This is a genomic window from Streptomyces sp. NPDC002580 (assembly GCF_042889485.1).
In the GTDB taxonomy this organism is placed as follows: domain Bacteria; phylum Actinomycetota; class Actinomycetes; order Streptomycetales; family Streptomycetaceae; genus Streptomyces.
Window position 1 is genome coordinate 153,990 of record NZ_JBIAQZ010000006.1, and the last position, 25,478, is coordinate 179,467.

Below are 25,478 nucleotides of genomic sequence, written 5' to 3' on the forward strand. Positions count from 1 at the left end.
GGGGAGGGCACGTTCATGGTCACGGTCCAGTTGCTGGAGCCGCTGACGGCGACGTTCAGGTTGTAGCGGTCGCTCCACTGCTGGCCGGCCGACAGTGTCGCGGTGCAGCCGCCGCCGCTCCCGCCACCGCCGGTCCCGCCGCCCCCGCTCGAACCGCCCTCGCTCACGGTGATGTTGGAGCTGCCACTGCTCTGGTAGCCCTCGGTGGCCATGATCATGTAGTTGAAGTTGCCCATGCTCATGCCCTTGCCGGCCCACGCGTCGAAGTGGTTGCCGGTGGTGATGGTGCCGCCGGTCCGCTTCGACTGCCGGACGCTCCAGTACTGCTGGAACGTCTTGGTGCCCTCGATGGACGGCTGGTTGACCCGCGTGGTCTGGTAGATGTCGTACGTGCCGCCGTCGGTGGTGACGGTGCCCTTGAAGGTGCCCGTGGGCCGGTAGGTGCCCCAGTTGTCGACGACGTAGTACTCGACGAGGGGGTTCTGCGTCCATCCGTAGAGGGCCAGGTAGGCGTTGCCGGACGGGTTGAAGCTGCCCGAGTAGTTCACGGACTTGCGTCCGCCGGTGCTCCAGCCCTTGCCGCCGACGAAGTTGCCGACGTTGCTCCACTGGTAGCCGTAGTTGCCGCCGCTGCCCAGGGTCATGGACACCGAGCCGCCGCCGTCGCTCCAGTGCGAGTAGTAGTAGCCGTTGTCGGTGCCGGTCTGGTTCGAGGTGACGACCGTGTCGGCGTGGGCGGTACCGGGCAGGGTCAGTGCGGCCAGGGCGACCAGCAGCATGGTGCTTACGCCACTGATGAGCAGTCGGAAGCGACGGAGCGCTCCGGAGCGACCGCGACTGCGGTTCGACGGGTGTGCGGGTGCGTCGGTCATGTGCGTGTTTCCTCCTCGTTCTCGTGAGGCGGGCGGGGCCGGGCAGCGCGACATGACGTCGCGAGGATCGCGCGACGATTGCTGAGCGGGAGGCGACGACGTCCGAGCGTCGACATCGCGGAACACGGCCGGGCTGGAGCTCGGTGAATCGCGCCCAGTGTTGATCTGCCCCTGTCAACTGTCAATACTTTCGGCATTGGATTCGAAACATTCGCCGAGGCTGGGAAGTCTTGAGTGTGATGTCTTGCCTGCTCAAGTGGCATGGATATCGAGACTGAAGGTTGCTGATCGTTAGGTGATTCCCGCCCAAGATCCACTTGATGGGTCGACTCTTCGAAAGTTTCGAAGAATCTTCGGACCCTGATTCGGTAGTGAGGATCGCCGGACGCGGAGGACGGGGTGCGAGGGCGGCCCCCTCGGGGTGCCGGGCCGGTGGCGGTCGTGCTCGTCACGGCGGAGCGCGCGGACGTCGATTGCCGGTGCGGCCTGGCCGGGGGCTCCGGGCCGTCGGCTGCGCGGCGGCGCCAGGGCCGGGAAACGCAGAAGACCCCACACGAAGTGGGGTCTCAGCTGGTGTCCGAGGGGGGACTTGAACCCCCACGCCCGTTAAAGGGCACTAGCACCTCAAGCTAGCGCGTCTGCCATTCCGCCACCCGGACAAGGTGTCTGTCGCGCGGGTTTCCCTCGCGGCGACAGAGGAAACATTACCAGGCTTTCGAGGGCCTCCGATCACCCCCCGTCGCTGCGTGAACGGCGTGTGACGGACCGGGCCCGGCCTTGGGGGCGAAGGGGATCGGAGGGAGGATGAGGGGGACCACCAGCGGCGACAGCGGGAGGAAGCGGCGTGAGCGAGAGCGGCACGACCAGGAACGTCACCGGCGAGGACGAGGTCGTGGACCTCTGTCGTGAGCTGATCCGGATCGACACCAGCAACTACGGGGACCACTCGGGCCCCGGCGAGCGCGAGGCCGCGGAGTACGTCGCCGAGAAGCTCGCCGAGGTCGGCCTCGAACCGCAGATCTTCGAGTCGCACAAGGGCCGCGCCTCCACCGTGGCCCGTATCGAGGGCGAGGACCCCTCGCGGCCCGCGCTCCTCATCCACGGCCACACCGATGTCGTACCGGCCAACGCGGCGGACTGGACCCACGACCCCTTCTCGGGCGAGATCGCCGACGGGATGGTGTGGGGCCGCGGCGCGGTCGACATGAAGGACATGGACGCCATGACCCTGGCGGTCGTACGGGAGCGGATGCGTACCGGTCGCAAGCCCCCGCGCGACATCGTCCTCGCCTTCCTCGCCGACGAGGAGGCGGGCGGCACGTGGGGCGCCCGGCACCTGGTCGACAAGCACCCCGGTCTCTTCGAGGGCGTCACCGAGGCGATCGGCGAGGTCGGCGGGTTCTCCTTCACGGTCAACGAGAAGCTGCGGCTGTACCTCGTCGAGACCGCGCAGAAGGGCATGCACTGGATGAAGCTGACCGTGGACGGCACCGCCGGACACGGTTCGATGATCCACAAGGACAACGCGATCACCGAACTGTCCGAGGCCGTCGGGCGGCTCGGCCGGCACAAGTTCCCGGTGCGCGTGACGAAGACCCTGCGTCACTTCCTCGACGAACTCGGCGACGCCCTCGGCACCGAGCTGGACCCGGAGGACATGGACGGGACGCTCGCCAAGCTCGGCGGCCTCGCCAAGCTCATCGGCGCCTCCCTGCAGAACACCGCCAACCCGACCCAGCTGGGCGCCGGTTACAAGGTCAACGTGATTCCCGGGCAGGCCACCGCGCACGTCGACGGCCGCTACCTGCCGGGCTACGAGGAGGAGTTCCTCGCCGACCTCGACCGCATCCTCGGCCCTCGGGTGAGGCGCGAGGACGTGCACGCGGACAAGGCTCTGGAGACCGGTTTCGACGGCGCCCTCGTCGACGCCATGCAGACCGCCCTCTCCGCCGAGGACCCCATCGCGCGCGCCGTGCCGTACATGCTCTCGGCCGGTACCGACGCCAAGTCCTTCGCCGACCTCGGTATCCGCTGCTTCGGCTTCGCCCCGCTGAAGCTGCCGCCCGAGCTGGACTTCGCGGGCATGTTCCACGGTGTCGACGAGCGGGTGCCGGTGGACGCGCTCCAGTTCGGGGTGCGGGTCCTGGACCGCTTCATCGACGCCTCGTGACGCCGACGGCGTCACTCCCCGCCCTGTCGCCCGCGGGGGCGGGGAGTTGACGTCGACAATCGCCCGTGCGTGCGGAGATCGCCCGGGACGGGTGAATGCGACCATAAGCCCATAGCTCTACTACTCCCTCCTCGTTACAGGTGTTGCGATCCGCTACTGAGGGTCGTGTTTGCCTACAAGGAGGAATAATGATCAAGAAGGTCGTCGCCGCTGCGGCTGCCACCGGTGGTCTGGTTCTCGCGGGTGCGGGCCTGGCTGTCGCCGATTCGGGTGCCCAGGGTGCCGCTGTGCACTCTCCCGGCGTCGTCTCCGGCAACGTCATCCAGGTGCCCGTTCACGTCCCCGTGAACGTCTGCGGCAACACGATCTCCGTGATCGGGCTGCTGAACCCCGCCTTCGGCAACACCTGCGTCAACCACTGACGTCGTTCCTCATCCCACGAGGGGGCACCCCGTGGCTCACCTCATGAGGGTCACTTCGTGAAGGTCTGAACTCGTCGGCCCCGGAGTGCGCGCCATGCGCTCCGGGGCCGACCGGTTTCTCCGCGTACCCGTCGCGTGGGCGGGTGCGTGTTCCGGACGGTCCACGTCCCAAGGACTAAGGCAGGGATACAGCTATGCGACAGGTCACCCGCAAGGGCCTGATGACCGTGGCGGCGGCCGGTGGAGTGCTCGCGGTCACCGGCGTCTCCGCACACGCCGACTCGGGCGCGATCGGTTCAGCGTCGGGCTCGCCCGGCGTGCTGTCGGGCAACACGGTGCAGGTGCCGGTGCACGTGCCGGTCAACGTCTGCGGAAACACCGTGAGCGTGATCGGGCTGCTCAACCCGGCGACGGGCAACACATGCGTCAACCAGGGCGGCCGGGGAGGTGCTCCCGGCGGACACGGCGGCACGGGGTCCCACTCGGGCGGCGGCTCCCGGGCCGGCGGTCACACCGCCCACTCGCCGGGGGTGGGATCCGGCAACCAGGTACAGGTGCCGGTGGACGTCCCGGTCAACGCCTGCGGCAACAGCGTGAACGTCGTGGGTATCGGCAACGCGACAGCGGCCGACGGCTGCGCGAACGGCGGCGGTCACGCCGACACCCCGCCCGGCGGCCACCCCGGACATCCGGGCCACCCGGGCCACCCGGGCCACCCCGGACATCCGGGTCACCCCGGTCACCCGGGCACCCCCGGTACTCCGGGTCACCCCGGCACCCCCGGTCAGCCCGGCACTCCGGGTCACGCCGGCCACCCGGGTACGCCCGGGAACCCCGGCGACACGGGCACGCCCCGGCCGGGCGGCGGCAAGCACCGTGGCACCCCCGCACAGGACGACCGACCGGGCTCTCGGGCCGTGGCCCAGGCCGTCCCGAACAGCTCGGCCCAGCTCGCCCACACGGGAAGTGAGCTGCCGCTCGGCGCGGTCGTACCGACGGGAGCCGCCGCGCTCCTGGCCGGCGCCGTGCTCTTCCGCCGGTCGCGCTCGGCGGCCTAGCGTCGGCGGCCGGGCCGGTACCGGAATCCTCGGGGAGACCACCTCGGCGGGCGACACCGCGCGCGTGCCCGGGTACGGCGCGGGTGCGACCCGGCGAGACGTCGTGAGACATGGCCGGCACCAGGTGCGGCCCTGACGCGGCTTCGTGCGGCGCGAGCGGTGATCCGGCGTGGCGCACCGGGAACAGGGCGCGGCACGGGTGTGGCCGAGACATCACGATCGTTCTGCGCCTGGCACCTGCGTCCGCGGTGGTGCGGGCTCCGCGACGGCGGGGCCCGCACCCTTTCGGCGGCTTTCCGTCACCACGTGGCGCGTACCTGACGAATAATCCGTCGTCGCATCCGCACCCTGCGGCTGCCGTCGCGCAGCAGGCTCAGGCGGTCCAACTCCCAGTGTCCGTACTCGGCATGGTCCGTCAGCAGACGTGTCGTCTCCTTGCGGGAGACCCCGCGAGGTACGTACACGTCCACAAATTCGTATTCCGGCATCGCATCTATTGTGCGGGCAGAGGCCCTGTACGGATAGCGTCTGCACTATGTCTGATGCTGTGCAGCCCACCGCTGCCGAGGTACGTGCCGCCGCCGAGGCGGTCAAGACCGCTCTCGACCGCCACCTGGCCGCGGTCGAGCGCAGGACGGGCGACGACGACCCGGCCGTCTACGAGGCGTTCAACGAGCTCGCCGCGGCGGCCGAGGAGTACGACGAGCTCCTCTACGACCGCTACGACGAGGTCACGCCGTTCGAGATCCCCGGCGGTGACGACACCCTGCCTCCGTACACCGGACCCGAGGAGCCGAACGCGCTCAGCGTGGTGATCCGCCGGGACTACGCGGTGGTGGAGCCGCAGCGACTGCTGGCGCAGGCCCAGCGGGTGGAAGCCGTGGAGGAGGACGGTGCCACCGCCACCGAGGGCTTCGACGCGGCGGCCGGCACCGTCCACGGGGCGCTCGGGGTCCTGTTCGGCGAGTTCGAGCCGGACGAGATCGCGTCCCGGCACAAGGAATTCGGTCTCGAGGAGGGCGACTCCACGCTCTGGGTGACCGCCGCGGACGAACCCGCCGAGCCCGGTGAATGGCTGGAGGCACCCTTCGAGTCGATCGACCCGCAGCGTGTCGTCTGCCGCTTCGACGTGAGCGCCGTCTTCGACGAGGAGTCGGACGACGACCTGGAGGACGACCTCGGCTCCGACGCGGAGGCCGAGCCGCTGGACGCCGATCGCTGAGACCGGCCCCGCGTCGCGGGCAGGCACGGGGGCGGTCACCGGAGTCCGGTGACCGCCCCCGTGCGTCCCGGTGCGCACCTGTGTGGCCCGCGCGGCGACACCGCGGCCCGTTCCGTTGCCGCGCGTGACCACGCGGTGCGGCGACGGAGCCGGGTCCGGGCCCGGTGAGGATCAGCCGGCGGCCGGCGTCTGGGCCGTCAGCAGTGCGGGCAGCCGTGTGGTGCGCGGCTTCTGCGGGACCTCCGCCACGGCGCGCGCCAGCGCCCCTTCCACCCCGTGCACGACGGAGAGGTGACGCCCGGCCCGACCGAACGCGGTGTGGACCCACGGCCGGGTCAGCGCCGCCGCCGCGTCGCCCGGGAGCACCACGACCACGGCGGGCCAGCGCATACCCACCGCCTGGTGCGCGGTGAGGGCCCAGCCGTGCCGTACGGACTGCTCGACCTGCTCCTTCGGTACGACCACGGGGGCGCCCGAGCACTCCAGGTGCAGTCCCTCGGCGTCGGCCTTGACCACGTGGCCCGGCACCGCCTGACCGGGCGCCGTGGTGTGGACGATCCGGTCGCCCGGGTCGAAGCCGCCGAAGCGCCCCGGACCGGGGTTCAGCCGCTCCTTGAGCGCGGTGTTCAGCGCGCGGGTGCCGACCGCGCCACCGTGCCCCGGGGTGAGGACCTGTGTCCGCTCGGCAGGGATGCCGAACGCTCGCGGCACCGAGTCCGCGACCAGCTGCACGGTCCGGTGGACCGCTTCGCCGGCGTCCCGCACCGGGACGATCACGACCTCCTTGCCGGGCGCCTCGACCTGGTTGAGCTCGCCGATACCGACTCCGGAGACGAGTTCGCCGATGGGGCCGGGGTCAGGGGTCCGCGAGGCCACCTGCGGGCAGGTGCGGGCGGCGAGCAGGTCCGCGAAGACCCTGCCGGGGCCCGCCGACCAGAGCACCCCCGGATCGCCGCTCAGCACGAGGCGGGCACCGTCCGGCAGCGACTCGGCGAGCATCGCCGCCGTCTCCACGTCGAGCTGCGGCGCGTCGAGGACGACCAGGAGGTCCAGGTCCAGCGCGCCGTCCGCGTCCCGCCCCGGACCCTCGGTGCCGGAGAGCAGCCCGCCGACGGTGGCGACGCCGCTCTCCGCGCCGCTGCCCGCCAGGTCGGGCCCGGCCGGTTCGGCGGTGAAGGCGTCGCGGCCGAGGGAGGTGTGCGTGGCGGCCCAGCCGCGCAGGCCGAGCCCGTCCGCCGCGCGCAGCAGCGCCGCCGTCTCGGCCCGGGAGGCGTCGCCGCCCGTGTGCAGCACCAGGCCGTGAGCGGCGACCGCTCGGATCAGCTCACCGGCGGAACGGGGGGCCGCTGCCGCCGCCCGCTCCCAGTCGGCGGCCGAACCGTCCTCCTTCGGAACCGAGTTCATCACCCGGGCCAGTCCGTCGGCGAGGCTCTCCTCGGCCAGCGCGTACCGCTCCAGGCCGATCAGGATCCGCACCGGGCGCTCCTGCGGCTCCTGGGCCTCGTCCTCCTGAGACGCCGCGGGCGCCGGGGCGGCCGCGGGAGCGGTGTCCAGGGCGTCCTGGAAGACCAGGGCGTCCCCCTCCGCGAGAGCGCTCTGGACGGCCGCGTCCGGGTCCGGCACCGAGCGCTGGGAGAGGGCCGCGAGAAGCACCGGGGCGTCCAGGGCGGTGTGCCCGGCGGCGGCCGCCTGTTCCAGCAGCCACACGGTCAGCGCCCGGCCGCGGCGCTCGTCGTCCGGGCCGCACTCCGCGCCGAGGAGCGCGCGGGCGAACCCGTCGGCCTGCTCGGGCCTTACCCCGGCGACGCGCAGCAACTGCCAGGGATCCTCCCGCAGTCCGTCCTCGGCGTTCTCACCCAGGACGGCGACGACCTGTGCCGCGAGCGCCTCGGGCGCGCCGCCCTCGACGAGCACGGCACGGACGGCCCCGACCGCTTCGGGTGCCGGGGCCGGCGCGGCCGCGGGCTGCGGTCGCCGCACGGGCTCCTGTGCCGACCTGGGCGGCGTGGGATCCGGCTCGCGGAACGGGGTGGTCCCGGGCTTCTGGCCGCTCTCGACGGCCCGTACGGCGGCGAGCAGGTCCGCGGCCGTGCCGCTGAGCTTGGTCCCGGCCTCGATCGGCGCCTGCTTCTCGGCCTTCCGCCGCTCGATCCGCTCCCGCTCCACACGCTGGGCCGCCAGCTCGGCGGCCGCCTCGGACAGCTGGGCGGCGCCTTCCGCGGCCTCCGTGCCGGCGGCGGCCTCCGTGTCCGTGCCCTCGGAGGCGTCCCCGTCCCCGGAGCCCCCGTCCCCGGAGTCCGTGTCCTCGGAGCCCGCTTCCGCGGGGTCCACGTCCTCGCCCGCGTTCTGCGGGGTGCCGACGGCCGCGTCCGCGCCCGGCGCCCCCGGCTCCGCTTCCTCCGTGGTCTCGGGCTCCGTGCTCACAGCGTGCTCCAGTCGTGATCGGGATAGTGGTGCACCGGGGCGGACACGTCGTCGAGCGCCCGGCAGATCTCGTCAGGAAGACTAAGGGTCTCCACTGACAACGCGGCCGTGAGCTGCTGCGCGTTGCGCGCGCCCACGATGGGGGCGGCCACTCCGGGCCGGTCGCGGACCCAGGCGAGCGCCACCTGGAGCGCGGTCACGGCGAGGCCTTCCGCCGCGGTCGTCACCGCCTCCACGATGCCGCTCGCCGTCTCGTCGAGGTAGGGCGCGACGAAGGGCGCGAGGTGTTCCGAGCCTCCCCGCGAGTCCGTCGGTGTCCCGCCCCGGTACTTGCCGGTGAGCACACCGCGCCCGAGCGGCGAGGACGGCAGCAGGCCGACGCCCAGGTCGAGCGCGGCGGGCAGCACCTCCCGCTCGATGCCGCGCTGGAGCAGGGAGTACTCCATCTGCGTACTGGCCAGCCGGGTGCGTATGCCCGGAGCGGCGAGCTGCCAGGTGGCGGCCTTCGCGAGCTGCCAGCCGCAGAAGTTGGAGACGCCCGCGTAGCGCGCGCGGCCGCTGCTGACGGCCAGGTCCATCGCCTGGAGGGTCTCCTCCAGGGGCGTGTCCGGGTCGTAGGCGTGGACGTGCCACACGTCGACGTAGTCCGTGCCCAGCCGGGTGAGCGAGGCGTCCAGGGCCGACAGCAGGTGGCTGCGCGAGCCGTCGAAGCGGCGGTCGGGGTCGCGCACGCTTCCCGCCTTGGTCGAGATGACCAGGTCGCGGCGCGGCACGAGCCCTTCCATGAGGCGTCCCAGGAGGTACTCGGCCTCGCCGTCGCCGTACACGTCCGCGGTGTCGACGAGGGTTCCGCCCGCTTCCCAGAACGTCTTCAAGAGGTCCGCGGCGTCGTGCTCGTCGGTGTCCCGCCCCCACGTGAGGGTGCCGAGTCCGATCCGGGACACGCGCAGGCCTGTACGGCCGAGATGCCTCTGCTCCATGGACGCCGAGATTACTGTCCGGCACCGGCCGCGTGGGGGCCTGTGGACAACCGAAATTCCGGCGACCCCCGCACGTGGGGGCAGGTGGCGCCCCGCGGCGGCCGGGACCCGGCCGGCCGGGCGGGCACCGGGGGCCGCGCCGGGCGGCCGGGCGGTCTCCCGCGCCCTCGCCGAGAACGGGACGGCGCCCCTCCCCGCCCGGGGCGCGCGCACGCTAGGGTCTCGGACACAAGGGACGTTACTGATGGGTAAGGGGATCGGTCATGCAGCTCGGCATCAACCTCGGCTACTGGGGCGCCGGAATGGACGCGGACAATCTCGCCGTCGCCCAGGAGGCCGACCGGCTCGGATACGCCGTCTGCTGGGCCGCCGAGGCCTACGGCTCCGACGCGGCCACCGTGCTCAGCTGGGTCGCCGCCCAGACCGAGCGCATCGACGTCGGTTCGGCCATCTTCCAGATCCCGGCCAGGCAGCCCGCGATGACCGCGATGACCGCCGCGACCCTCGACTCGCTGTCGGGCGGCCGCTTCCGTCTCGGCCTCGGTGTCTCCGGACCGCAGGTCTCCGAGGGCTGGTACGGCGTCAAGTTCGACAAGCCGCTGGCCCGGACCCGCGAGTACGTGGAGATCGTGCGCAAGGCGATGACGCGCGAGCGGCTGTCGTTCGAGGGCGAGCACTGGACCCTGCCGCTGCCGGGCGGTCCGGGCAAGCCGCTCAAGCTGACCGTGCACCCGGAGCGCGAGCACATCCCGCTCTACATCGCCGCGATCGGCCCGAAGAACCTGGAGCAGACCGGCGAGATCGCGGACGGCGCGCTGCTCATCTTCCCCTCCGCCGAGCACCTCGAGGACACCGCGATCACGTACCTGCGCGCGGGCCGGGAGAAGGCCGGGAAGACGCTGGAGGGCTTCGACGTCTGTCCGACCCTTCCGCTCGCGCTCGGCGAGGACAAGGACGTCACCGCGCTCGCCGACATGTTCCGCCCGTACACCGCCCTGTACGTCGGCGGCATGGGCAGCCGCAAGCAGAACTTCTACAACCAGCTCGCCCAGCGCATGGGCTACGAGAAGGAAGCGGCCGAGATCCAGGACAAGTACCTGTCCGGCGACAAGGAGGGCGCCGCGGCCGCCGTCCCGCACGCGCTGATCGACCAGACGACCCTGCTCGGCTCGGTGGACCGCATCGCCGACCGCATGCAGGCGTACGCCGCGGCCGGGGTCACCACGCTCACTCTGGCGCCCGCGGGCTTCACGCTGGAGGACCGGATCGCCTCGCTGCGGGCCGGCTCCGACGCCCTGGAGCGGGCCGGACTGGCGTAACGGCACCGGGAAAGTTCTGCGGCCGTGGTGGGGGCTCGGGGGTCTTCCCCGCCACGGCCGTCACGGAGAACAACGCGCGGGCGGCCCCTTGGTTACGCGCCGGGGCCCGCCGCGTCATCAGCCGTTCGGCGGATTCGTCCGACACATCGGTTGCCGGGTGGCCGACATCCCATTTGACTCGTTTTCTGCACAACCCTGCGGAGAGGTGTCAGTGATGCTTTCGGCCAAGACTCTGTTCCAGGAGATCCTCGACAACGACGAGTCCTACCGGCTCTTCTGCTCCATCGCCGCCGGCGGGGAGTCGCAGGGGGGCTGGGAGAACGCCCGCATCGCCGCGCTGGTCCCGGCGAGCGAGCGCTCGTTCGCCCCCAAGATCGCCCGGCACGGCGCCGACGAGGACAAGCACGGGCGGATCTTCAACGCCCTCCTGCGGAAGCGCGGCCTCGAACCGGTCGAGGTCCCGCCCGACACCGACTACACGATGCTCCTGGAGCGCGACGGCATCGGCCTGGCGCACGACAGGCTCAAGAGCGACAGGCCGCTCACCGTGCCGGACATCGTCACCTACCTCGCCCACAGCCGGGTCACCGAACAGCGGGCCTCCGAGCAGATGGACCTGCTGCGCAGGCACTTCGCCGACCACCCCGACATCGGCCGCGCGGTGAAGATGATCTCGGGCGACGAGGACAACCACCTCGCCTACTGCCACGAGGAGTTGCTGCGCTTCGCCCGCGCCGGTCACGGCCGCGCCATCCAGCGCACCCTGCGCGCGTGCGCCCTCGCCGAGATCCGCGTCTACCGGGACGTCAGCCTCGCCGTCATGGCCCACATGGGACGCATCCTCGGCTGGTCCCGGGGCCGGGCCGCCGTCCTCGCCGCGGGCATCCACGCCGTGTACGCCTACGAGCGGGCCGCGGGCTGGCGCCGGATGGTCTCCCTGGAGATGCCCGAGCGACGGGGCGCGCTGGACGGCCCCGCCGCGACGGCACCGGAGTTCGCCTGACCCCGACCCCGCACCGGGACGGACTACAGCCAGCCCCGCCGCTTGAAGAGGCGGAACAGCCCGAACTCGAGCACCACCAGGCACCCGATCACCACCGGGTACGACCACAACCAGTGCAGCTCGGGCATGTGGTCGAAGTTCATCCCGTAGATTCCCGCGACCATCGTCGGGACCGCGGCCATGGCCGCCCAGGCGGAGATCTTCCGCATGTCGTCGTTCTGCCGCACGCTCATCTGCGCGAGGTGCGCCGAGAGGATGTCGGACACCAGCCGGTCCAGGCCCTCGACGGACTCGTTGACCCGCAGCAGGTGATCGTTGACGTCACGGAAGAAGGGCTGCGCCTTGTCGTCCACGAACGGGACGGCCGCCGAAGCGACGCCCGGGCCCGACAGCCGGGCCAGCGGACCCGTCAGCGGCACCGTCGCCCTGCGGAACTCCTGCACCTGCCGCTTGAACGCGTAGATCCTCGACGCGGTGTTCCGCGAACCGCCCGACTGCGGCGAGAAGACCTCCGCCTCCAGTCCCTCCAGGTCGGTGCCGAGCTCGGTCGCGACGTCCAGGTAGTGGTCCACGGTGGCGTCGGCGATCGCGTACAGCACCGCCGTCGGCCCGTGCCGCAGCGTCTTTGGGTCCGACTCCAGACGCTGCCGGACCGCCGCGAGGGGCGACTCCTCGCCGTGCCGCACGGTCACCACGAACGAGTCGCCGAGGAAGACCATCACCTCGCCCGAGGAGACGGCGTCGCTCTCCGGCTCGTACGACACCGGCTTGAGCACCACGAACAGCGAGTCCTCGTACACCTCGAGCTTGGGACGCTGATGAGCCTTGAGCGCGTCCTCCACCGCCAGCGGATGCAGTCCGAACTCCCGCGTGACCAGGTCGAACTCCTTCTCCGTGGGCTCGTGCAGGCCGATCCACACGAAGGCCTCGCTCCCGGCCCGGCACTGGGCCAGGGCGTCGGAGAGGTCGTCCGGGCCCTCCGTCCGGCGCCCGGCACGGTAGATGGCACAGTCCACGATCACGGAGCGCATTCTCCCGTCGTCGGGCCGCCGCCGCACGCCGGTGACCGCTTTCCCCAGGGCCCACCGCCCACGTCGGCCGTCCGTTTACGCTGGGCCGCATGCCCACCCTGATCCTCGTCCGGCACGGACGTTCCACCGCCAACACCGCGGGACTGCTCGCCGGCTGGACGCCCGGCGTGGCTCTCGACGAGCGCGGCACCGAGCAGGCCGCGGCCCTGCCCGGGCGACTCGCGGGCCTGCCGATCGCCGAGGTCGTCTCCAGCCCCCTCCAGCGCTGCCAGGAGACCGTCCAGCCCCTCCTGGAGGCCCGCCCCGACGTCCCCTCGCACACCGAGGAACGCATCGGGGAGGCGCACTACGGCGACTGGTCGGGCCGCAAGCTCGCCGAACTCACCGGTGAGCCGCTGATGGAGGTCGTCCAGGCGCATCCGTCCGCGGCCGCCTTCCCCGGCGGCGAGTCGATGCGGGCGATGCAGAGCCGGGCCGCCGAGGCCGTGCGCGAGTGGAACGCGCGCGTGGAGCGCGACCACGGCGCTGACGCGGTCTACCTCATGTGCTCGCACGGCGACATCATCAAGTCGCTCGTCGCCGACGCACTCGGACTTCATCTCGACCTCTTCCAACGGATCTCCGTAGAACCGTGTTCCATCACCGCGATCCGTTACACCCGGTTGAGGCCTTTTCTCGTGCGCCTGGGGGACACCGGTGATTTCGCGTCCCTCGCGCCGCGCGCGGAACCCCCGAGCGGCGACGCTCCGGTCGGGGGCGGTGCGGGCGCACCGTGATCGTCGGCCGCAGTAGGGTGAAGCGGTCGAAGCAGCACAGTAGTTGTCAGACAGTTCTCAGCAGCCGATGCGGGCCGGCGCACTCAGCCGGTCCCCATGCCGATTCAATGGAGACAGGACGTGTCCCGTCAGGTGTTCCTCTACGACCCCCCGGACCGCTTCGTGGCCGGTACGGTCGGGTTGCCCGGGCGCCGTACCTTCTTCCTTCAGGCGTCCTCAGGACCCCGGGTGACGAGTGTGGCGCTGGAGAAGACCCAGGTCGCCGCACTGGCCGAACGGATGGACGAGCTCCTCGACGAGGTCGTCCGGCGCACCGGAGGCAACGCACCGGTCCCGGCCGTGGCCTCCGCCGACGTGTCCGACACCGCCCCCCTCGACACACCCGTGGAGGAGGAGTTCCGGGTCGGCACCATGGCGCTGGCCTGGGACGGTGAGGAACAGCGCATGATCGTCGAGGCGCAGGCCCTCGTGGAGCTCGAGGCGGACTCCGACGAGGACCTCGCGGAAGCCGAGGAGCGGCTGCTCCAGGACGAGGAGAACGGCCCGCCGATGCTGCGGGTCCGGCTCACCGGCCTCCAGGCCCGGGCCTTCGCCAAGCGCGCCCTCGACGTCGTCAACGCCGGCCGGCCGCCCTGCCCGCTGTGCAGCCTCCCGCTCGACCCGGAAGGACACGTATGTCCGCGCCAGAACGGATACCGTCGCGGAGCGTGACGACCGCCGAACTGCTCGCCCGGGGCGAGCTGAAGGTCCGCGGCCGGATCCGTGAGGCCTCGAACGCGGTGCTCTACTGCTCCGTGTCGTACGAGGGCCGTGAGGTGGCCTGCGTCTACAAACCCGTCGCCGGGGAACGGCCGTTGTGGGACTTCCCCGACGGCACGCTCGCCCAGCGCGAGGTCGCCGCGTACGAGGTCTCCCAGGCGACCGGCTGGGGGCTCGTGCCCACGACGGTGCTGCGCGACGGGCCGTACGGCGAGGGCATGTGCCAGCTGTGGATCGAGTCCCCGGCCGGGCAGGACGGGGACGGACTCCTCGCGCTCGTCGAGGGGGAGGAGCCGGCCGAGGGCTGGAAGGCGATCGGCTTCGCCGAGGTCGGCGAGGGCGAAACGGCCCTGCTCGTGCACGCCGACGACGTCCGGCTGCGGCGGCTCGCCGTCCTCGACGCCGTGATCAACAACGCCGACCGCAAGGGAGGCCACCTGCTGCCCGCCGGGGAGGGCCGCCTCTACGGCATCGACCACGGGGTCACCTTCAACGCCGAGAACAAACTCCGCACGCTCCTGTGGGGCTGGGCGGGGGAGCCGCTGACCGCCGAGGCGCTGGAGGTCCTCGCCTCCCTGCGCGACGCCCTGGCGCCGGGCGCGCCGCTGGCCACCCGCTTGGCCGAACTCGTCACCACGGCCGAGACCGACGCCACACGCGCGCGGGTCGAGGCGATGCTCGTCTCGGGCCGCCACCCTGAGCCGAGCGGGGAGTGGCCCGCGATCCCCTGGCCGCCGGTGTAGGTGTCGGCCCATTCCCACAGGTCGTGGGCATCGCGCAAGACCGCCTTCCCGGCCGACATCCGCTGGCCGGTTCGTACGGGCAAGTTCGGGCCGGTTAGTCTCATGACATGTATGCCTGGCCCGCTTCTGAGGTTCCCGCCCTGCCCGGCGAGGGCCGCGACCTCCGGATCCACGACACCGCGACCGGTGGCTTCGTCACCCTCGACCCCGGTCCCGTCGCCCGTATCTATGTCTGCGGCATCACGCCGTACGACGCCACCCACCTGGGACACGCGGCGACCTACAACGCGTTCGACCTCGTGCAGCGCGTGTGGCTCGACACCAAGCGGCAGGTTCACTACGTCCAGAACGTGACGGATGTCGACGACCCGCTGCTGGAGCGGGCCGAGCGCGACGGCGTCGACTGGGTGGGACTCGCGGAGAAGGAGACCGCTCTCTTCCGCGAGGACATGACCGCCCTGCGGATGCTGCCGCCGCGCCACTACATAGGCGCGGTCGAGGCGATACCCGGCATCGTGCCGCTCGTCGAACGGCTGCGGGACGCCGGAGCGGCGTACGAGCTCGAGGGCGACGTGTACTTCTCCGTCGAGTCCGACCCCGACTTCGGAAAGGTGTCCAACCTGGACGCCGACGCGATGCGCCTGCTCTCCGCCGAGCGGGGCGGCGACCCGGACCGGGCCGGGAAGAAGAACCCCCTCGACCCGATGCTGTGGATGGCCGCCCGCGAGGGCGAGCCGAGCTGGGACGGCGGCTCCCTGGGCCGCGGCCGGCCCGGCTGGCACATCGAGTGCGTGGCCATAGCCCTCGACCACCTGGGCATGGGCTTCGACGTCCAGGGCGGCGGCTCCGACCTCGTCTTCCCGCACCACGAGATGGGCGCCTCGCACGCCCAGGTGCTGACCGGCGAGTTCCCGATGGCCAAGGCTTACGTACACGCCGGCATGGTCGCGCTGCACGGCGAGAAGATGTCGAAGTCGAAGGGCAACCTCGTCTTCGTCTCCAGCCTGCGGCGCGACGGGGTCGACCCGGCCGCCATCCGCCTCGCGCTGCTCTCCCACCACTACCGGGCCGACTGGGAGTGGACCGACGCCGTCCTGGAGGAGGCCGTCGCCCGCCTGGAGAACTGGCGGGCCGCCGTGTCCCGGCCCGACGGGCCCTTCGCCGACGCACTCGTCGAGGAGATCCGCGCCGCGCTCGCCGACGACCTCGACGCGCCCACCGCGCTCGCCGCCGTCGACCGCTGGGCCGCGCTCCAGCACGAGACGGGCGGCACCGACGAGGGAGCCCCCGGCGTCGTGTCGCGCGCCGTCGACGCCCTCATGGGTGTGGCGCTGTAACCGGTCCCCGTACACGGTCGGGCGCCGGGCGGAGTGATCCGCCCGGCGCCCTGTGCGTGGTGCCGTCCGCCGGCCCCGCCGCTACTGCCGGTTCACGATCACGGCCTGGACGGTGTTCGTGGCCGAGTCGTAGATCCCGATGACCTGCTGCCCGAAGGCGAAGGCCCGCTGGACCTCGTCATGCGTGGTCTGGTTCGGGTTCACGAGCTGACGCCAGCCGTTGTCGATGAACAGGTAGAGGATCGACGGCTGCCCCGGCAGCGGGGTGACGACGTCCCAGAACTTCGTGGCCGTACCGCTCGTCAGCGCCGCGCGCTCGACGGCGCTCGGCAGCACGAGCGGCTGCCCCGGCGCCTGCGCCTGCTGCCCGCCGAGCTGCTGGAGCAGGTGCTGGAAGGGCTGCTGCTGGCCGAGGTGCTGGAGCTGCTGCTGGAGGTGCGCCGGAATCTGCTGCTGCGGGATCGGCTGTCCGATGCCCTGCTGGGGGTACGGCTGCTGCGTCTGCTGGCCGATGCCCTGCGGTCCGTACGGCTGCTGCTGGCCCATGCCCTGCTGTGTGCCGAAGGGCTGCTGGCCCATGCCCTGCTGCGGCCCGAACTGCTGCGGGGGTGCCGTGCTGGGGCCCTGCTGTCCCTGGTGCTGTCCCTGTTGTCCCTGCTGGCTCATCTGCGGGATCGTGCTCATTCGGGTGCCACCTTCCGTCAATGGTTGGTTGCGTTCCGTTCCGGTCCGGGAGGATCGGCTCGTCAGCCCGTGACGACCAGGCCGACGATCTCGTCGTCCGAGAACCAGACCCGTACATCGGGCCGTCCCCCCGCGAAGGCGGAGTGCACCGCCTGGCGGATCCCGGGGGACGGGTCGTCGAGGTTGCGCCAGGCGCCGGACACGTACAGCCGGAGCCTCGGCGGGAGTTCGCGCGGATACGGCAGCAGCTCGTCCCAGTACCGCTCGGCCTGGCCCGAGCCGACCGCCTCCGGCAGCAGACGGGTGACCGCCGCCCTGATGTCCGGCCGGTTGCCGATCCGCTGGGAGGCGGGCCGGCCCGGCGCGTCCTGCTGCGGGGAACCCGTGGCCCGCAGCACCGCGCGCGCACGCTCCGAGGACATCGGCGCCTGGCCCGCCGCCTTGAGCATGCCCTGCAGCGAGGCCAGGGCGCCGACCACCACCGGGGAGGCGGAAGAGGTCCCGGAGAACGTGTCCGTGTACCAGGCGATCTCCTCGGCGCCGCCCTGCAGATCGCCGGGCCGGTCCCAGGAGCCGCCGGTGGTCGTCACCTCGCGTCCCCAGCCCTGCGTGTCGATGCGGGCACCGTAGTTGGAGAACGCGAGCCGTGAGCGGTCCGGGCCGTGGTCGCGGCCGTGCGTGCCGGGGGGCGGTGCGCCCGCGCCGACCAGGATCGCCCCGGAGGACCGGTTGGAGGGGTTGAAGGGGTTGCGCCACCACTCGGGGAATTCCTCGGGGCGCCGCTCGTACACCGCGTCGTCGAGCGACTCGCCGCCGTTGCCCGCGGCCTCCACCACGAGGATGCCCCGGGCGGTCGCGTACTGGACGGCCGCGAAGTCGTCCGGCCACCACTCGAGCGCGATGTAGCCCTCCTGGGTGTCGCGTTCCTCGAAGTCGAACCGGGGCCCGGGGGCGTGCAGTTCGACCAGGATGATGTCGCCGGGGCTCAGCCGTTCCGCCGCCGCGTGGATGGCCGCGGCCGTTCCGATGCCCTGGAAGGACGCGGCCGCGGTCACCGCGTCCGGCGCGATCCCGGTGATCCCGTGTTCGTCGCGGTCGCCGCCGATCACCCCGATGACGGCGGTGCCGTGGTTGCGCCAGGCGATGTCCGTGAGGGGGGTGCCGACGACGACGCCGGCGAGTTTCGAGGCGAGGTCCTCGTGCCCGAGCTGCCAGGCACCCTCCACGTCGATCACCGTGACGTTCCGGCCCGTGCCGCCGGGCCGCTGCCAGGCCCAGGTGGCGTCGACCCCCTCCGGGGCCGGACGCAGATAGCCCTGCCTGCTGGTGAAGTCGGGGGTGACGGGCGCCCCCTCCTTCAGCCGTCGGCTGTCGTCGGCGCTCGGGCCGCCCCAGGCGGCCGGCCCGGTCGAGGCCGGAACGGCGCCGGGCTTCACGTACGCCGTGTCGATCTCCGGCAGCGCGGCGATCCGGGCGCGCAGCTCCTGCGCACGGCTGCGCACGCCGCGCACCCGGTAGAAGAGTGCGAGGTCGGGCCCGCTCCCGGTGCCCGCCGCGGACTGCTGAAGCCGTTCCTCGCTGCCGAACAGCGGCTCCATGGTGAGTTGTTCGTCGCTGAGGAACATGTTGAGGGCGGAGACGTCCGCGCCCGCCGCCGAACGGACGTCCGCGGTCCCGGCGCGCAGCCGGGCCTCGGGGCGTGCGACGACGATCAGTTCCTGCTCGGCTCCTCGGTAGGTGAATCCCGCTCCGTCGGGCCCCGGCCCGGACGTTCCCGGGCCCTGCGCCGGTTGTACCTGGTCGGTCATCGCGTACCGCTCCCTTCGATCCCTGGGGGTGCCGGTCCCTGCGTGTGCCGTTCCGATGTGCGGGTCGTTCCGCTGTCCCGCGCTGTCCCGCGGTCGGCGTCCGGTGCCATGTCCCGTTGCGGGGCGGCGCCTTCGGGGCACAACCTGGCACGCCCACGGCGGCTCGTCCACCCCGAATTCGCCAACTTGGTTTGAGAACAAGTTGAATGGGGAAGCGTGTGCAATCCGGCCTGAACCAGATGTCACGCCGTAATCACGCCAAATGCTGTGGAGACGCCTGTCATGTGGCGTTGCGGCAGCGGTGGTTGACCGTGGGACGGGGTCGGTTCCGATTCGCCGTGGAGCGCCGACGCGCGTCGGTGAGCTGTCGGACGGCCGTACGGGCGGCCGGCACGGGGTGTGGCGCGATGGCGGAGTCTCCCCGCCGTGCCCACGCAGGTCCGTCGGTTCTTCGGCCCGGCGCGGTCCAGGCCGACGGTGTCACCGGTGCCGACCCGCCGTGCGCGCAGGCCGCATCGCCGCCGACGGCGCACCCGCTCGCCGCGACGCGGGCTTCACCGTGCGCACCGGAGCGGCGGGCAGGGGAAGCGGACCGGCGGGCCCGGGAGCCGGAGCTCCACCGGCGGAGGGACGGTCCGGTCGGCCGAGGACGGCGGGCGCGGCCGGTGCCGCCGCCCCCGCGCGCTCACTCCTCGGAGGAGTCCGAGGAGTCGGAGGAACTGGACGACCCCGTGGAGCCGGAGGGGCCCGTGGAGTCGGAGGAGCCCGAGGGATCCGATGTCCCCGCGGAGCCCGGCGTCCCCGGCGCTCCGGGGGAGTCCGGGGAATCCTTTGGGCTCTTGGAACCCTTGGCGCGCTTGGAGCCCTTGGAACGGGACTTGCGGCCCGGCGCATCCGCGCCGGTGGTCCCGTCGGCGGCCTCGTCCGGCTCCGCCGCCTTCCGCGGCTCCCCGTCCGACCCGGTGGCCTGCCCCGCGTCGGACTCGGGGCGCTGCGACACGGGCGGTCGCGTACGGCCGCCGGGGGTGTCGCGGAGATACGAGGCCGGCTCTCCGCCCTCCGGTCCGAGACTCCCGGCTCCGGGAGCCGTACCGCCGCCGTCCCTGCGGCGCAGATAGCGCTCGAACTCGCGGGCGATCGCCTCGCCCGACGCCTCCGGCAGCTCGGCGGTGTCCCGGGCCTCCTCCAGCGTCTGGACGTACTCGGCGACTTCGCTGTCCTCGGCGGCCAGCTGGTCGACGCCCAGCTGCCAGGCACGCGCGTCCTCGGGCAGCTCGCCCAGGGGGATGCGCAGGTCGATCAGGTCCTCCAGGCGGTTGAGCAGAGCCAGGGTCGCCTTCGGGTTGGGCGGCTGGGACACGTAGTGCGGTACGGCCGCCCACAGGGACACGGCCGGTACGCCCGCGTGCGTGCACGCCTCCTGGAGGATGCCGACGATGCCCGTGGGGCCCTCGTACTTGGTCTCCTCCAGGTCCATCGTGCGGGCCAGGTCGGCGTCGGAGGTGACTCCGCTCACCGGAACCGGACGGGTGTGCGGGGTGTCGCCGAGCAGCGCCCCCATGATCACCACCAGTTCCACGCCCAGCTCGTGCGCGAAGCCGAGCAGTTCGTTGCAGAACGAGCGCCAGCGCATCGACGGCTCGATGCCCCGGACCAGCACGAGATCGCGCGGCTTGGCACCGCCGACCCGGACCACCGACAGCCGGGTGGTGGGCCAGGTGATCTTGCGTACACCGTCGTCCAGCCACACGGTCGGACGGTTCACCTGGAAGTCGTAGTAGTCCTCGGCGTCCAGCGCCGCGAACACCTCGCCCTTCCATTCCCTGTCCAGGTGCGCGACCGCGGTGGAGGCGGCGTCGCCGGCGTCGTTCCAGCCTTCGAACGCGGCCACCATGACTGGGTCGATCAGCTCGGGAACCCCCTCCAGCTCGATCACCCAGCGCCTCCTTCCGATGTGCCCTCGCGTACGCCTCAACCTTACGGCGTGCCGAGGGGGCCTCCGCAGCCCCCTTGCACGGGGGAGTGAACGGATCACTGCCCCGTCGGAGCCCCGGAAACACGCTTCGTCGGCACCCCGGACCACCGTGCGGCCACCCGCACCGCCGGAGGTCAACCCGCGTACGGACCGAGGAGGTTGCCCCGTACCCGCACCCGCACCCGTACCCCGCGCGCCGCAACTCCGGATCGCGGACGGCCGGTTCCTCCGCGGCCGGGTGTCCGCCGAGCGGGTCCGGCCGGGACGGGACCGGCCCGGCCGGACGCCCGCCGTCGGCCCACCGCCGTCGCCGGGGCCGACCCCGGCGGGAAGGTCCCCTCGGCCCGCCGGTGTTCCGGGCGCGGCGCGGTTTCGGCGGGCCGCGCCCGGACTCCGGTTCCGGCAGGCGCGCCCGCTCGTGCCCCGGCCCGCCCGCGTCGGCACACGCGTGCGGGGCGGCACCCCCCGTGGGAGCCGCCCCGCACCCGGCCGCGGACGCCTACTTGTCGTCGAGCAGCTCCTGCACCCGGCCGCGGACGTCGTCCGTGGCGAGACCGCGGATCGTCAGCGTCGTACGGCGGCGCAGCACGTCGTCCGCCGTCTCGGCCCACTCGTTGTCCCGGGCGTAGACGACCTGCGCCCAGATCTCGGGGGCGTCCGGGTGGACACGCTCCCCCAGAGCGGGGTTCTCGTTCGCCAGCCGGGCGATGTCGAAGGCCAGCGAACCGTAGTGGGTGGCCAGGTGCCTGGCGGTGTCGGCGGCCATGCGCGGACCCGGCGCCGGACCGTCGACCAGGAGACGGTGCTCCACCGCACGCGGGTTGGCGACCCCGGGGAGCGGCATCCTCCTCGGCAGCTCGGAGACCGGCTCGAAGTCCTCGCCCAGCGGCCGGCCCGGCAGCGCCTCCAGCTTCTTCATGACCGTACGGCCGATGTGCCGGAAGGTGGTCCACTTGCCGCCCGCGACGGACAGCATCCCGCCGCGGCCCTCCGTGACGACCGTCTCCCGCTTGGCCTTCGACGTGTCGCCGGGGCCGCCCGGCAGCACCCGCAGACCGGCGAAGGAGTACGTGATCAGATCACGGGAGAGCTGCTGGTCGCGGATGGAGAACGCGGCCTCGTCGAGTATCTGGGCCGTGTCCCTCTCGGTGACCGAGACGTCCGCCGGGTCCCCCTCGTACTCCTCGTCGGTGGTGCCGAGCAGCAGCATGTCCTCCCAGGGGAGGGCGAAGGTGATGCGGTACTTGTCGATCGGGGTGGCCAGCGCGGCCTTCCACGGGGAGGTCCGCTTCAGGACCAGGTGCGCGCCCTTGGACAGCCGGATGGAGGGGGCCGCGTTCGGGTCCTCCAGCTTGCGCAGGTGGTCGACCCAGGGGCCGGTCGCGTTCAGCACGAGCCGGGCGCTCACGCCGAACTCGTCGCCGGACAGCCGGTCCCGCAGCTCCGCGCCGGTCACCCGGCCGCGGGTGAAGCGCAGACCCGTGACCTCGGCGTGGTTGAGGACCGCGGCGCCCGACTCGACGGCCGCGCGGACCGTCATGAGGGCCATCCGGGAGTCGTTCATCTGGTCGTCGCCGTACACGGCGACGGCCTTGAGGTTGTCGGTGCGCAGCTCGGGCACGTCCTGCGCGGCCTTGGAGGGGCTGAGCAGGTGTCCCACGCCGTCACCGAAGGCCGACAGGGCGGAGTAGGCGAAGACGCCCGCCCCGAGCTTCGCCGCGCCGTGCGGCCCGCCCTTGTACACGGGGAGGTAGAACGTGAGCGGGTTCGCCAGGTGGGGGGCCACCTGGCGGCTGACCGCACGGCGCTCGAAGTGGTTCTCCGCCACCAGCTTCACCGCGCCGGTCTGCAGGTAGCGCAGACCGCCGTGGAGGAGCTTGGAGGAGGCGGAGGAGGTGGCGCCGGCGAAGTCGCCGGCGTCGACCAGGGCCACCCGCAGCCCGGACTGCGCGGCGTGCCAGGCGGTGGAGATGCCCAGGATGCCGCCGCCGATGACGAGGAGGTCGTACGTCGCCTTGGAAAGCTGCTCCCGGGCCTCGGCGCGGCTCGGGTTGGAGCCGGAGGCCGGGTGCGTACCGAGGGCAGGCACGGACTGCAGGGTGGACTGGCTGGTCATTGCGGGTTCTTACTCCTCGTCAGTTCTCGTCTTCGATCCAGCCCATGGTCCGCTCGACGGCCTTGAGCCAGCTCTTGTACTCACGGTCGCGGACGTCCGCGTCCATGTTGGGGGTCCATTCCGCGGCCCGGCGCCAGTTGGCGCGCAGGTCCTCGGTGTTGGTCCAGAAGCCGACGGCCAGACCGGCGGCGTAGGCGGCACCGAGGCAGGTGGTCTCGGCGACCATCGGGCGCACCACGGGGGCGTCCAGGACGTCGGCCAGGGTCTGCATCAGCAGGTTGTTGGAGGTCATGCCGCCGTCGACCTTGAGCGCCGTGAGCTCGACGCCGGAGTCCTTGGTCATGGCGTCGCTGATCTCGCGGGTCTGCCAGGCGGTGGCCTCCAGGACGGCGCGCGCGATGTGCGCCTTGGTCACGTACCGGGTCAGGCCGGTGATCACACCGCGGGCGTCGGGACGCCAGTACGGGGCGAACAGACCGGAGAAGGCCGGTACGAAGTACGCGCCGCCGTTGTCCTCGACCGAGGACGCGAGCGTCTCGATCTCGGCGGCGGACTTGATCAGGCCCATCTGGTCGCGCATCCACTGCACCAGCGAACCGGTGACGGCGATGGAGCCTTCCAGGGCGTAGACCGGCTCCTGGTCGCCGATCCGGTAGCCGACCGTGGTCAGCAGGCCCGAGTAGGAGTTGATGATCTTGTCACCGGTGTTCATCAGCATGAACGTGCCGGTGCCGTACGTGGACTTGGCCTCGCCCTCGGAGAAACAGGTCTGGCCGAAGAGGGCCGCCTGCTGGTCGCCGAGCGCGGAGGCGACCGGGATGCCGCCGAGCAGGTCGCCGAGCGGGCCGCCGGTGACCTCGCCGTACACCTCGGCGGAGGAGCGGATCTCGGGCAGCATCGCCAGCGGAACGCCGATGGACTCGGCGATCTTCTCGTCCCACGCGAGGGTGTGCAGGTTCATCAGCATGGTGCGGGAGGCGTTGGTGACGTCGGTGACGTGCTTGCCGCCGTTCACCCCGCCGGTCAGGTTCCAGATGACCCAGGTGTCCATGGTGCCGAAGAGGATGTCCCCGGCCTCGGCGCGCTCGCGCAGGCCCTCGACGTTGTCGAGGAGCCAGCGGGCCTTGGGTCCGGCGAAGTACGACGCGAGCGGCAGGCCGGTCTCGCGGCGGAAGCGGTCCTGTCCGACGTTGCGGCCGAGCTCCCGGCAGAGGGCGTCGGTGCGGGTGTCCTGCCAGACGAGGGCGTTGTGGACGGGCTCACCGGTGTTCTTGTCCCACAGCAGCGTGGTCTCACGCTGGTTGGTGATGCCGATGGCCTTGATGTCCTCGCGGGTGATGCCGGCCTTCGAGACGGCTCCGGCGACGACCTCCTGGACGTTGGTCCAGATCTCGGCGGCGTCGTGCTCGACCCAGCCCGGCTTCGGGAAGATCTGCTCGTGCTCCTTCTGGTCGACGGAGACGATGCGCCCGTCGCGGTCGAAGACGATGCAGCGGGACGAGGTGGTGCCCTGGTCGATCGCGGCGATGAAGGGGCCGGCGGTGTGTGCGTCGGTCACGGTGTGCTCCTGGTGTCCGTGGGAGAGGGGCTGTCTACGGCGCGGTGCTTCAAGGCGGTGCTGTGCGGCTCGCGGCTCATGGGCCGTGGCTTCCAAGCGTGCTGGAGCGGGGGCTCCTAAGCGAAGGCGACGTTGTAAATGCCTGCTGCGATCGCGCCGCCGATGAGCGGGCCGACGACCGGTATCCAGGCGTAGCTCCAGTCCGAACCACCCTTGTTGGGCAGGGGGAGCAGGGCGTGCACGATGCGCGGACCGAGGTCACGGGCCGGGTTGATCGCGTAGCCGGTGGGGCCACCGAGCGAGAGGCCGATGCCGACCACCACGAACGAGGTGATCAGGGCGCCCAGGACGCCCAGGCCGTCGCCGTTGTTGTTCAGACCCTGCGTGAGGATCGCGAGGATCAGGACGACCGTGCCGATGATCTCGGTGGCCAGGTTCTGCACGGCGTTCCGGATCTCGGGGCCGGTGGAGAAGATGCCGAGCACGGGGCCCGCGCCCTTCTCCTGGGCCTCGACGGACTTCGTGGTCTGCTCCTCGGGGCCCCCGACGATCTCGCTGTCGGTGAGGTGGGCGAGGAACTGGCCGTAGTAGACGACCCAGACCAGTGCCGCGCCGATCATGGCGCCGAGCAGCTGCCCGCCCCAGTAGGTGGCGAGGTTGCTGTAGTCGTCGTCCTTGATCGCGAGCGCGAGTGTCACGGCCGGGTTGAGGTGGGCGCCGGAGAGCGGCGCCGAGATGTAGACCGCGGTCATGACCGCGAAGCCCCACCCGAAGGCGATGGCGAGCCACCCGGCGCCACGCGCCTTGGAGGCCTTCAGTGTGACGGCGGCGCACACGCCACCGCCGAGCAGGATGAGTACGGCGGTACCGATGGTCTCGCCGATGAAGATGTCGGAGCTGGACACCCGCGACTCCTTTGTCCTTCGTCCAGGGGAAGCCGAACCCCGGGTCCCACCGGTGGTTCGTGCTCTCGGGGAGTGAGAGCGATCTCGGTCCTGGCATTGCCACACCCTAACGCCTATTGCCGGTAGGTGTTCGACAATGTCGACCGATGGACGGGAGTCTTGCTCCCGTATTACCAGCTCGTCAAGGGTCCGGTTGCCGAAAGCGCGATCGTTACTGACCGCCGTGCGCCGTCGACGCGTCGTCGCAGGTCCACGGGCGTGCGGGACGCGTTCCCGCGGGTCTTGGGCATGACGAAGGCCGGGAAGCGTCCGCTTC

20 protein-coding genes, 1 tRNA gene and 1 pseudogene are annotated in these 25,478 nt (G+C 71.9%); 10 read left to right on the forward strand and 12 right to left on the reverse strand.

Annotation, left to right across the window (positions count from 1 at the left end; genetic code table 11):
- Nucleotides 1–779: pseudogene (locus tag ACFYW7_RS19955) on the reverse strand (glycoside hydrolase family 11 protein); the annotation flags it as partial.
- A 664-nt stretch (nucleotides 780–1,443) separates the two neighbouring features.
- Nucleotides 1,444–1,531, reverse strand: a tRNA-Leu gene (locus ACFYW7_RS19960).
- A gap of 185 nt (nucleotides 1,532–1,716) precedes the next feature.
- Here ACFYW7_RS19960 and ACFYW7_RS19965 point away from each other — a divergent pair.
- The 3 genes from ACFYW7_RS19965 to ACFYW7_RS19975 all read left to right on the forward strand — a co-directional run bounded on the left by ACFYW7_RS19965 (nucleotide 1,717) and on the right by ACFYW7_RS19975 (nucleotide 4,522).
- Complete coding sequence (locus ACFYW7_RS19965; RefSeq protein WP_389504018.1) at nucleotides 1,717–3,042, forward strand: M20/M25/M40 family metallo-hydrolase; 1,326 nt, start codon at nucleotides 1,717–1,719, stop codon at nucleotides 3,040–3,042.
- A 188-nt stretch (nucleotides 3,043–3,230) separates the two neighbouring features.
- Nucleotides 3,231–3,464 (forward strand): chaplin ChpH, encoded by a 234-nt coding sequence (chpH, locus tag ACFYW7_RS19970; protein WP_020939032.1) that lies wholly within the window; start codon nucleotides 3,231–3,233, stop codon nucleotides 3,462–3,464.
- Nucleotides 3,465–3,658: 194 nt separating this feature from the next.
- Nucleotides 3,659–4,522 carry a chaplin gene (locus ACFYW7_RS19975; RefSeq protein WP_389504020.1) on the forward strand — a complete coding sequence of 288 codons (864 nt, stop codon included), beginning with the start codon at nucleotides 3,659–3,661 and terminating at the stop codon, nucleotides 4,520–4,522.
- Between the two features lie 299 nt (nucleotides 4,523–4,821).
- Here the strand turns inward: ACFYW7_RS19975 and ACFYW7_RS19980 are convergent, their stop codons facing one another.
- A complete protein-coding gene (locus tag ACFYW7_RS19980; RefSeq protein WP_328556467.1) occupies nucleotides 4,822–5,010 on the reverse strand; it encodes a DUF5703 family protein in 189 nt (62 codons plus the stop codon).
- 47 nt (nucleotides 5,011–5,057) lie between these two features.
- Here ACFYW7_RS19980 and ACFYW7_RS19985 point away from each other — a divergent pair, with 47 nt between their 5' ends.
- On the forward strand, nucleotides 5,058–5,744 hold the full coding sequence (locus tag ACFYW7_RS19985; protein WP_389504023.1) for a hypothetical protein: 687 nt from the start codon (nucleotides 5,058–5,060) through the stop codon (nucleotides 5,742–5,744).
- Between the two features lie 171 nt (nucleotides 5,745–5,915).
- On the opposite strand, the gene ACFYW7_RS19990 is transcribed toward ACFYW7_RS19985, so the two are convergent.
- Both ACFYW7_RS19990 and ACFYW7_RS19995 read right to left on the reverse strand, forming a co-directional pair.
- Nucleotides 5,916–8,168, reverse strand: coding sequence for a helix-hairpin-helix domain-containing protein (locus ACFYW7_RS19990; protein ID WP_389504025.1), 2,253 nt, complete (start codon nucleotides 8,166–8,168; stop codon nucleotides 5,916–5,918).
- Nucleotides 8,165–9,148: an aldo/keto reductase gene (locus tag ACFYW7_RS19995; RefSeq protein ID WP_389504027.1), complete on the reverse strand. Its 984-nt coding sequence runs from the start codon at nucleotides 9,146–9,148 to the stop codon at nucleotides 8,165–8,167. Before ACFYW7_RS19995 ends, ACFYW7_RS19990 begins: the two co-directional genes overlap by 4 nt.
- Nucleotides 9,149–9,411: 263 nt before the next feature.
- Here ACFYW7_RS19995 and ACFYW7_RS20000 point away from each other — a divergent pair, with 263 nt between their 5' ends.
- Both ACFYW7_RS20000 and ACFYW7_RS20005 read left to right on the forward strand, forming a co-directional pair.
- Entirely contained in the window at nucleotides 9,412–10,467 is a 1,056-nt protein-coding gene (locus ACFYW7_RS20000; RefSeq protein ID WP_389504029.1) for an LLM class F420-dependent oxidoreductase, read from the forward strand.
- A 214-nt stretch (nucleotides 10,468–10,681) separates the two neighbouring features.
- On the forward strand, nucleotides 10,682–11,470 hold the full coding sequence (locus tag ACFYW7_RS20005) for a ferritin-like domain-containing protein (RefSeq protein ID WP_389504031.1): 789 nt from the start codon (nucleotides 10,682–10,684) through the stop codon (nucleotides 11,468–11,470).
- 23 nt (nucleotides 11,471–11,493) lie between these two features.
- On the opposite strand, the gene corA is transcribed toward ACFYW7_RS20005, so the two are convergent.
- The gene (gene corA / locus ACFYW7_RS20010) at nucleotides 11,494–12,492 is read right to left on the reverse strand and encodes a magnesium/cobalt transporter CorA (RefSeq protein WP_389504033.1); all 999 of its coding nucleotides are present in this window, start codon (nucleotides 12,490–12,492) and stop codon (nucleotides 11,494–11,496) included.
- Between the two features lie 98 nt (nucleotides 12,493–12,590).
- Here corA and ACFYW7_RS20015 point away from each other — a divergent pair, with 98 nt between their 5' ends.
- The 4 genes from ACFYW7_RS20015 (at nucleotide 12,591) to mshC (ending at nucleotide 16,116) form a co-directional block, all read left to right on the forward strand.
- Nucleotides 12,591–13,277 carry a histidine phosphatase family protein gene (locus ACFYW7_RS20015; protein ID WP_389504035.1) on the forward strand — a complete coding sequence of 229 codons (687 nt, stop codon included), beginning with the start codon at nucleotides 12,591–12,593 and terminating at the stop codon, nucleotides 13,275–13,277.
- A gap of 120 nt (nucleotides 13,278–13,397) precedes the next feature.
- Entirely contained in the window at nucleotides 13,398–13,988 is a 591-nt protein-coding gene (locus ACFYW7_RS20020; RefSeq protein WP_389504037.1) for a DUF3090 domain-containing protein, read from the forward strand.
- A complete protein-coding gene (locus tag ACFYW7_RS20025) occupies nucleotides 13,952–14,779 on the forward strand; it encodes an SCO1664 family protein (RefSeq protein WP_389504039.1) in 828 nt (275 codons plus the stop codon). Before ACFYW7_RS20020 ends, ACFYW7_RS20025 begins: the two co-directional genes overlap by 37 nt.
- A gap of 107 nt (nucleotides 14,780–14,886) precedes the next feature.
- Nucleotides 14,887–16,116 carry a cysteine--1-D-myo-inosityl 2-amino-2-deoxy-alpha-D-glucopyranoside ligase gene (mshC, locus tag ACFYW7_RS20030; protein ID WP_389504041.1) on the forward strand — a complete coding sequence of 410 codons (1,230 nt, stop codon included), beginning with the start codon at nucleotides 14,887–14,889 and terminating at the stop codon, nucleotides 16,114–16,116.
- 81 nt (nucleotides 16,117–16,197) lie between these two features.
- Here mshC and ACFYW7_RS20035 read toward each other — a convergent pair whose 3' ends face one another.
- The 6 genes from ACFYW7_RS20035 to ACFYW7_RS20060 all read right to left on the reverse strand — a co-directional run bounded on the left by ACFYW7_RS20035 (nucleotide 16,198) and on the right by ACFYW7_RS20060 (nucleotide 25,162).
- Nucleotides 16,198–16,800 (reverse strand): hypothetical protein, encoded by a 603-nt coding sequence (locus ACFYW7_RS20035; protein ID WP_389504043.1) that lies wholly within the window; start codon nucleotides 16,798–16,800, stop codon nucleotides 16,198–16,200.
- 62 nt (nucleotides 16,801–16,862) lie between these two features.
- A complete protein-coding gene (locus tag ACFYW7_RS20040; RefSeq protein ID WP_389504046.1) occupies nucleotides 16,863–18,608 on the reverse strand; it encodes a S8 family peptidase in 1,746 nt (581 codons plus the stop codon).
- 685 nt (nucleotides 18,609–19,293) lie between these two features.
- Nucleotides 19,294–20,544 carry a PAC2 family protein gene (locus ACFYW7_RS20045; RefSeq protein WP_389504048.1) on the reverse strand — a complete coding sequence of 417 codons (1,251 nt, stop codon included), beginning with the start codon at nucleotides 20,542–20,544 and terminating at the stop codon, nucleotides 19,294–19,296.
- Nucleotides 20,545–21,082: 538 nt separating this feature from the next.
- The gene (locus ACFYW7_RS20050; RefSeq protein ID WP_389504050.1) at nucleotides 21,083–22,699 is read right to left on the reverse strand and encodes an FAD-dependent oxidoreductase; all 1,617 of its coding nucleotides are present in this window, start codon (nucleotides 22,697–22,699) and stop codon (nucleotides 21,083–21,085) included.
- Between the two features lie 19 nt (nucleotides 22,700–22,718).
- Nucleotides 22,719–24,257 carry a glycerol kinase GlpK gene (gene glpK, locus ACFYW7_RS20055; protein WP_389504052.1) on the reverse strand — a complete coding sequence of 513 codons (1,539 nt, stop codon included), beginning with the start codon at nucleotides 24,255–24,257 and terminating at the stop codon, nucleotides 22,719–22,721.
- Nucleotides 24,258–24,373: 116 nt separating this feature from the next.
- Nucleotides 24,374–25,162, reverse strand: coding sequence for an MIP/aquaporin family protein (locus tag ACFYW7_RS20060; protein WP_389504054.1), 789 nt, complete (start codon nucleotides 25,160–25,162; stop codon nucleotides 24,374–24,376).
- Between the last annotated feature and the right edge of the window lie 316 nt (nucleotides 25,163–25,478).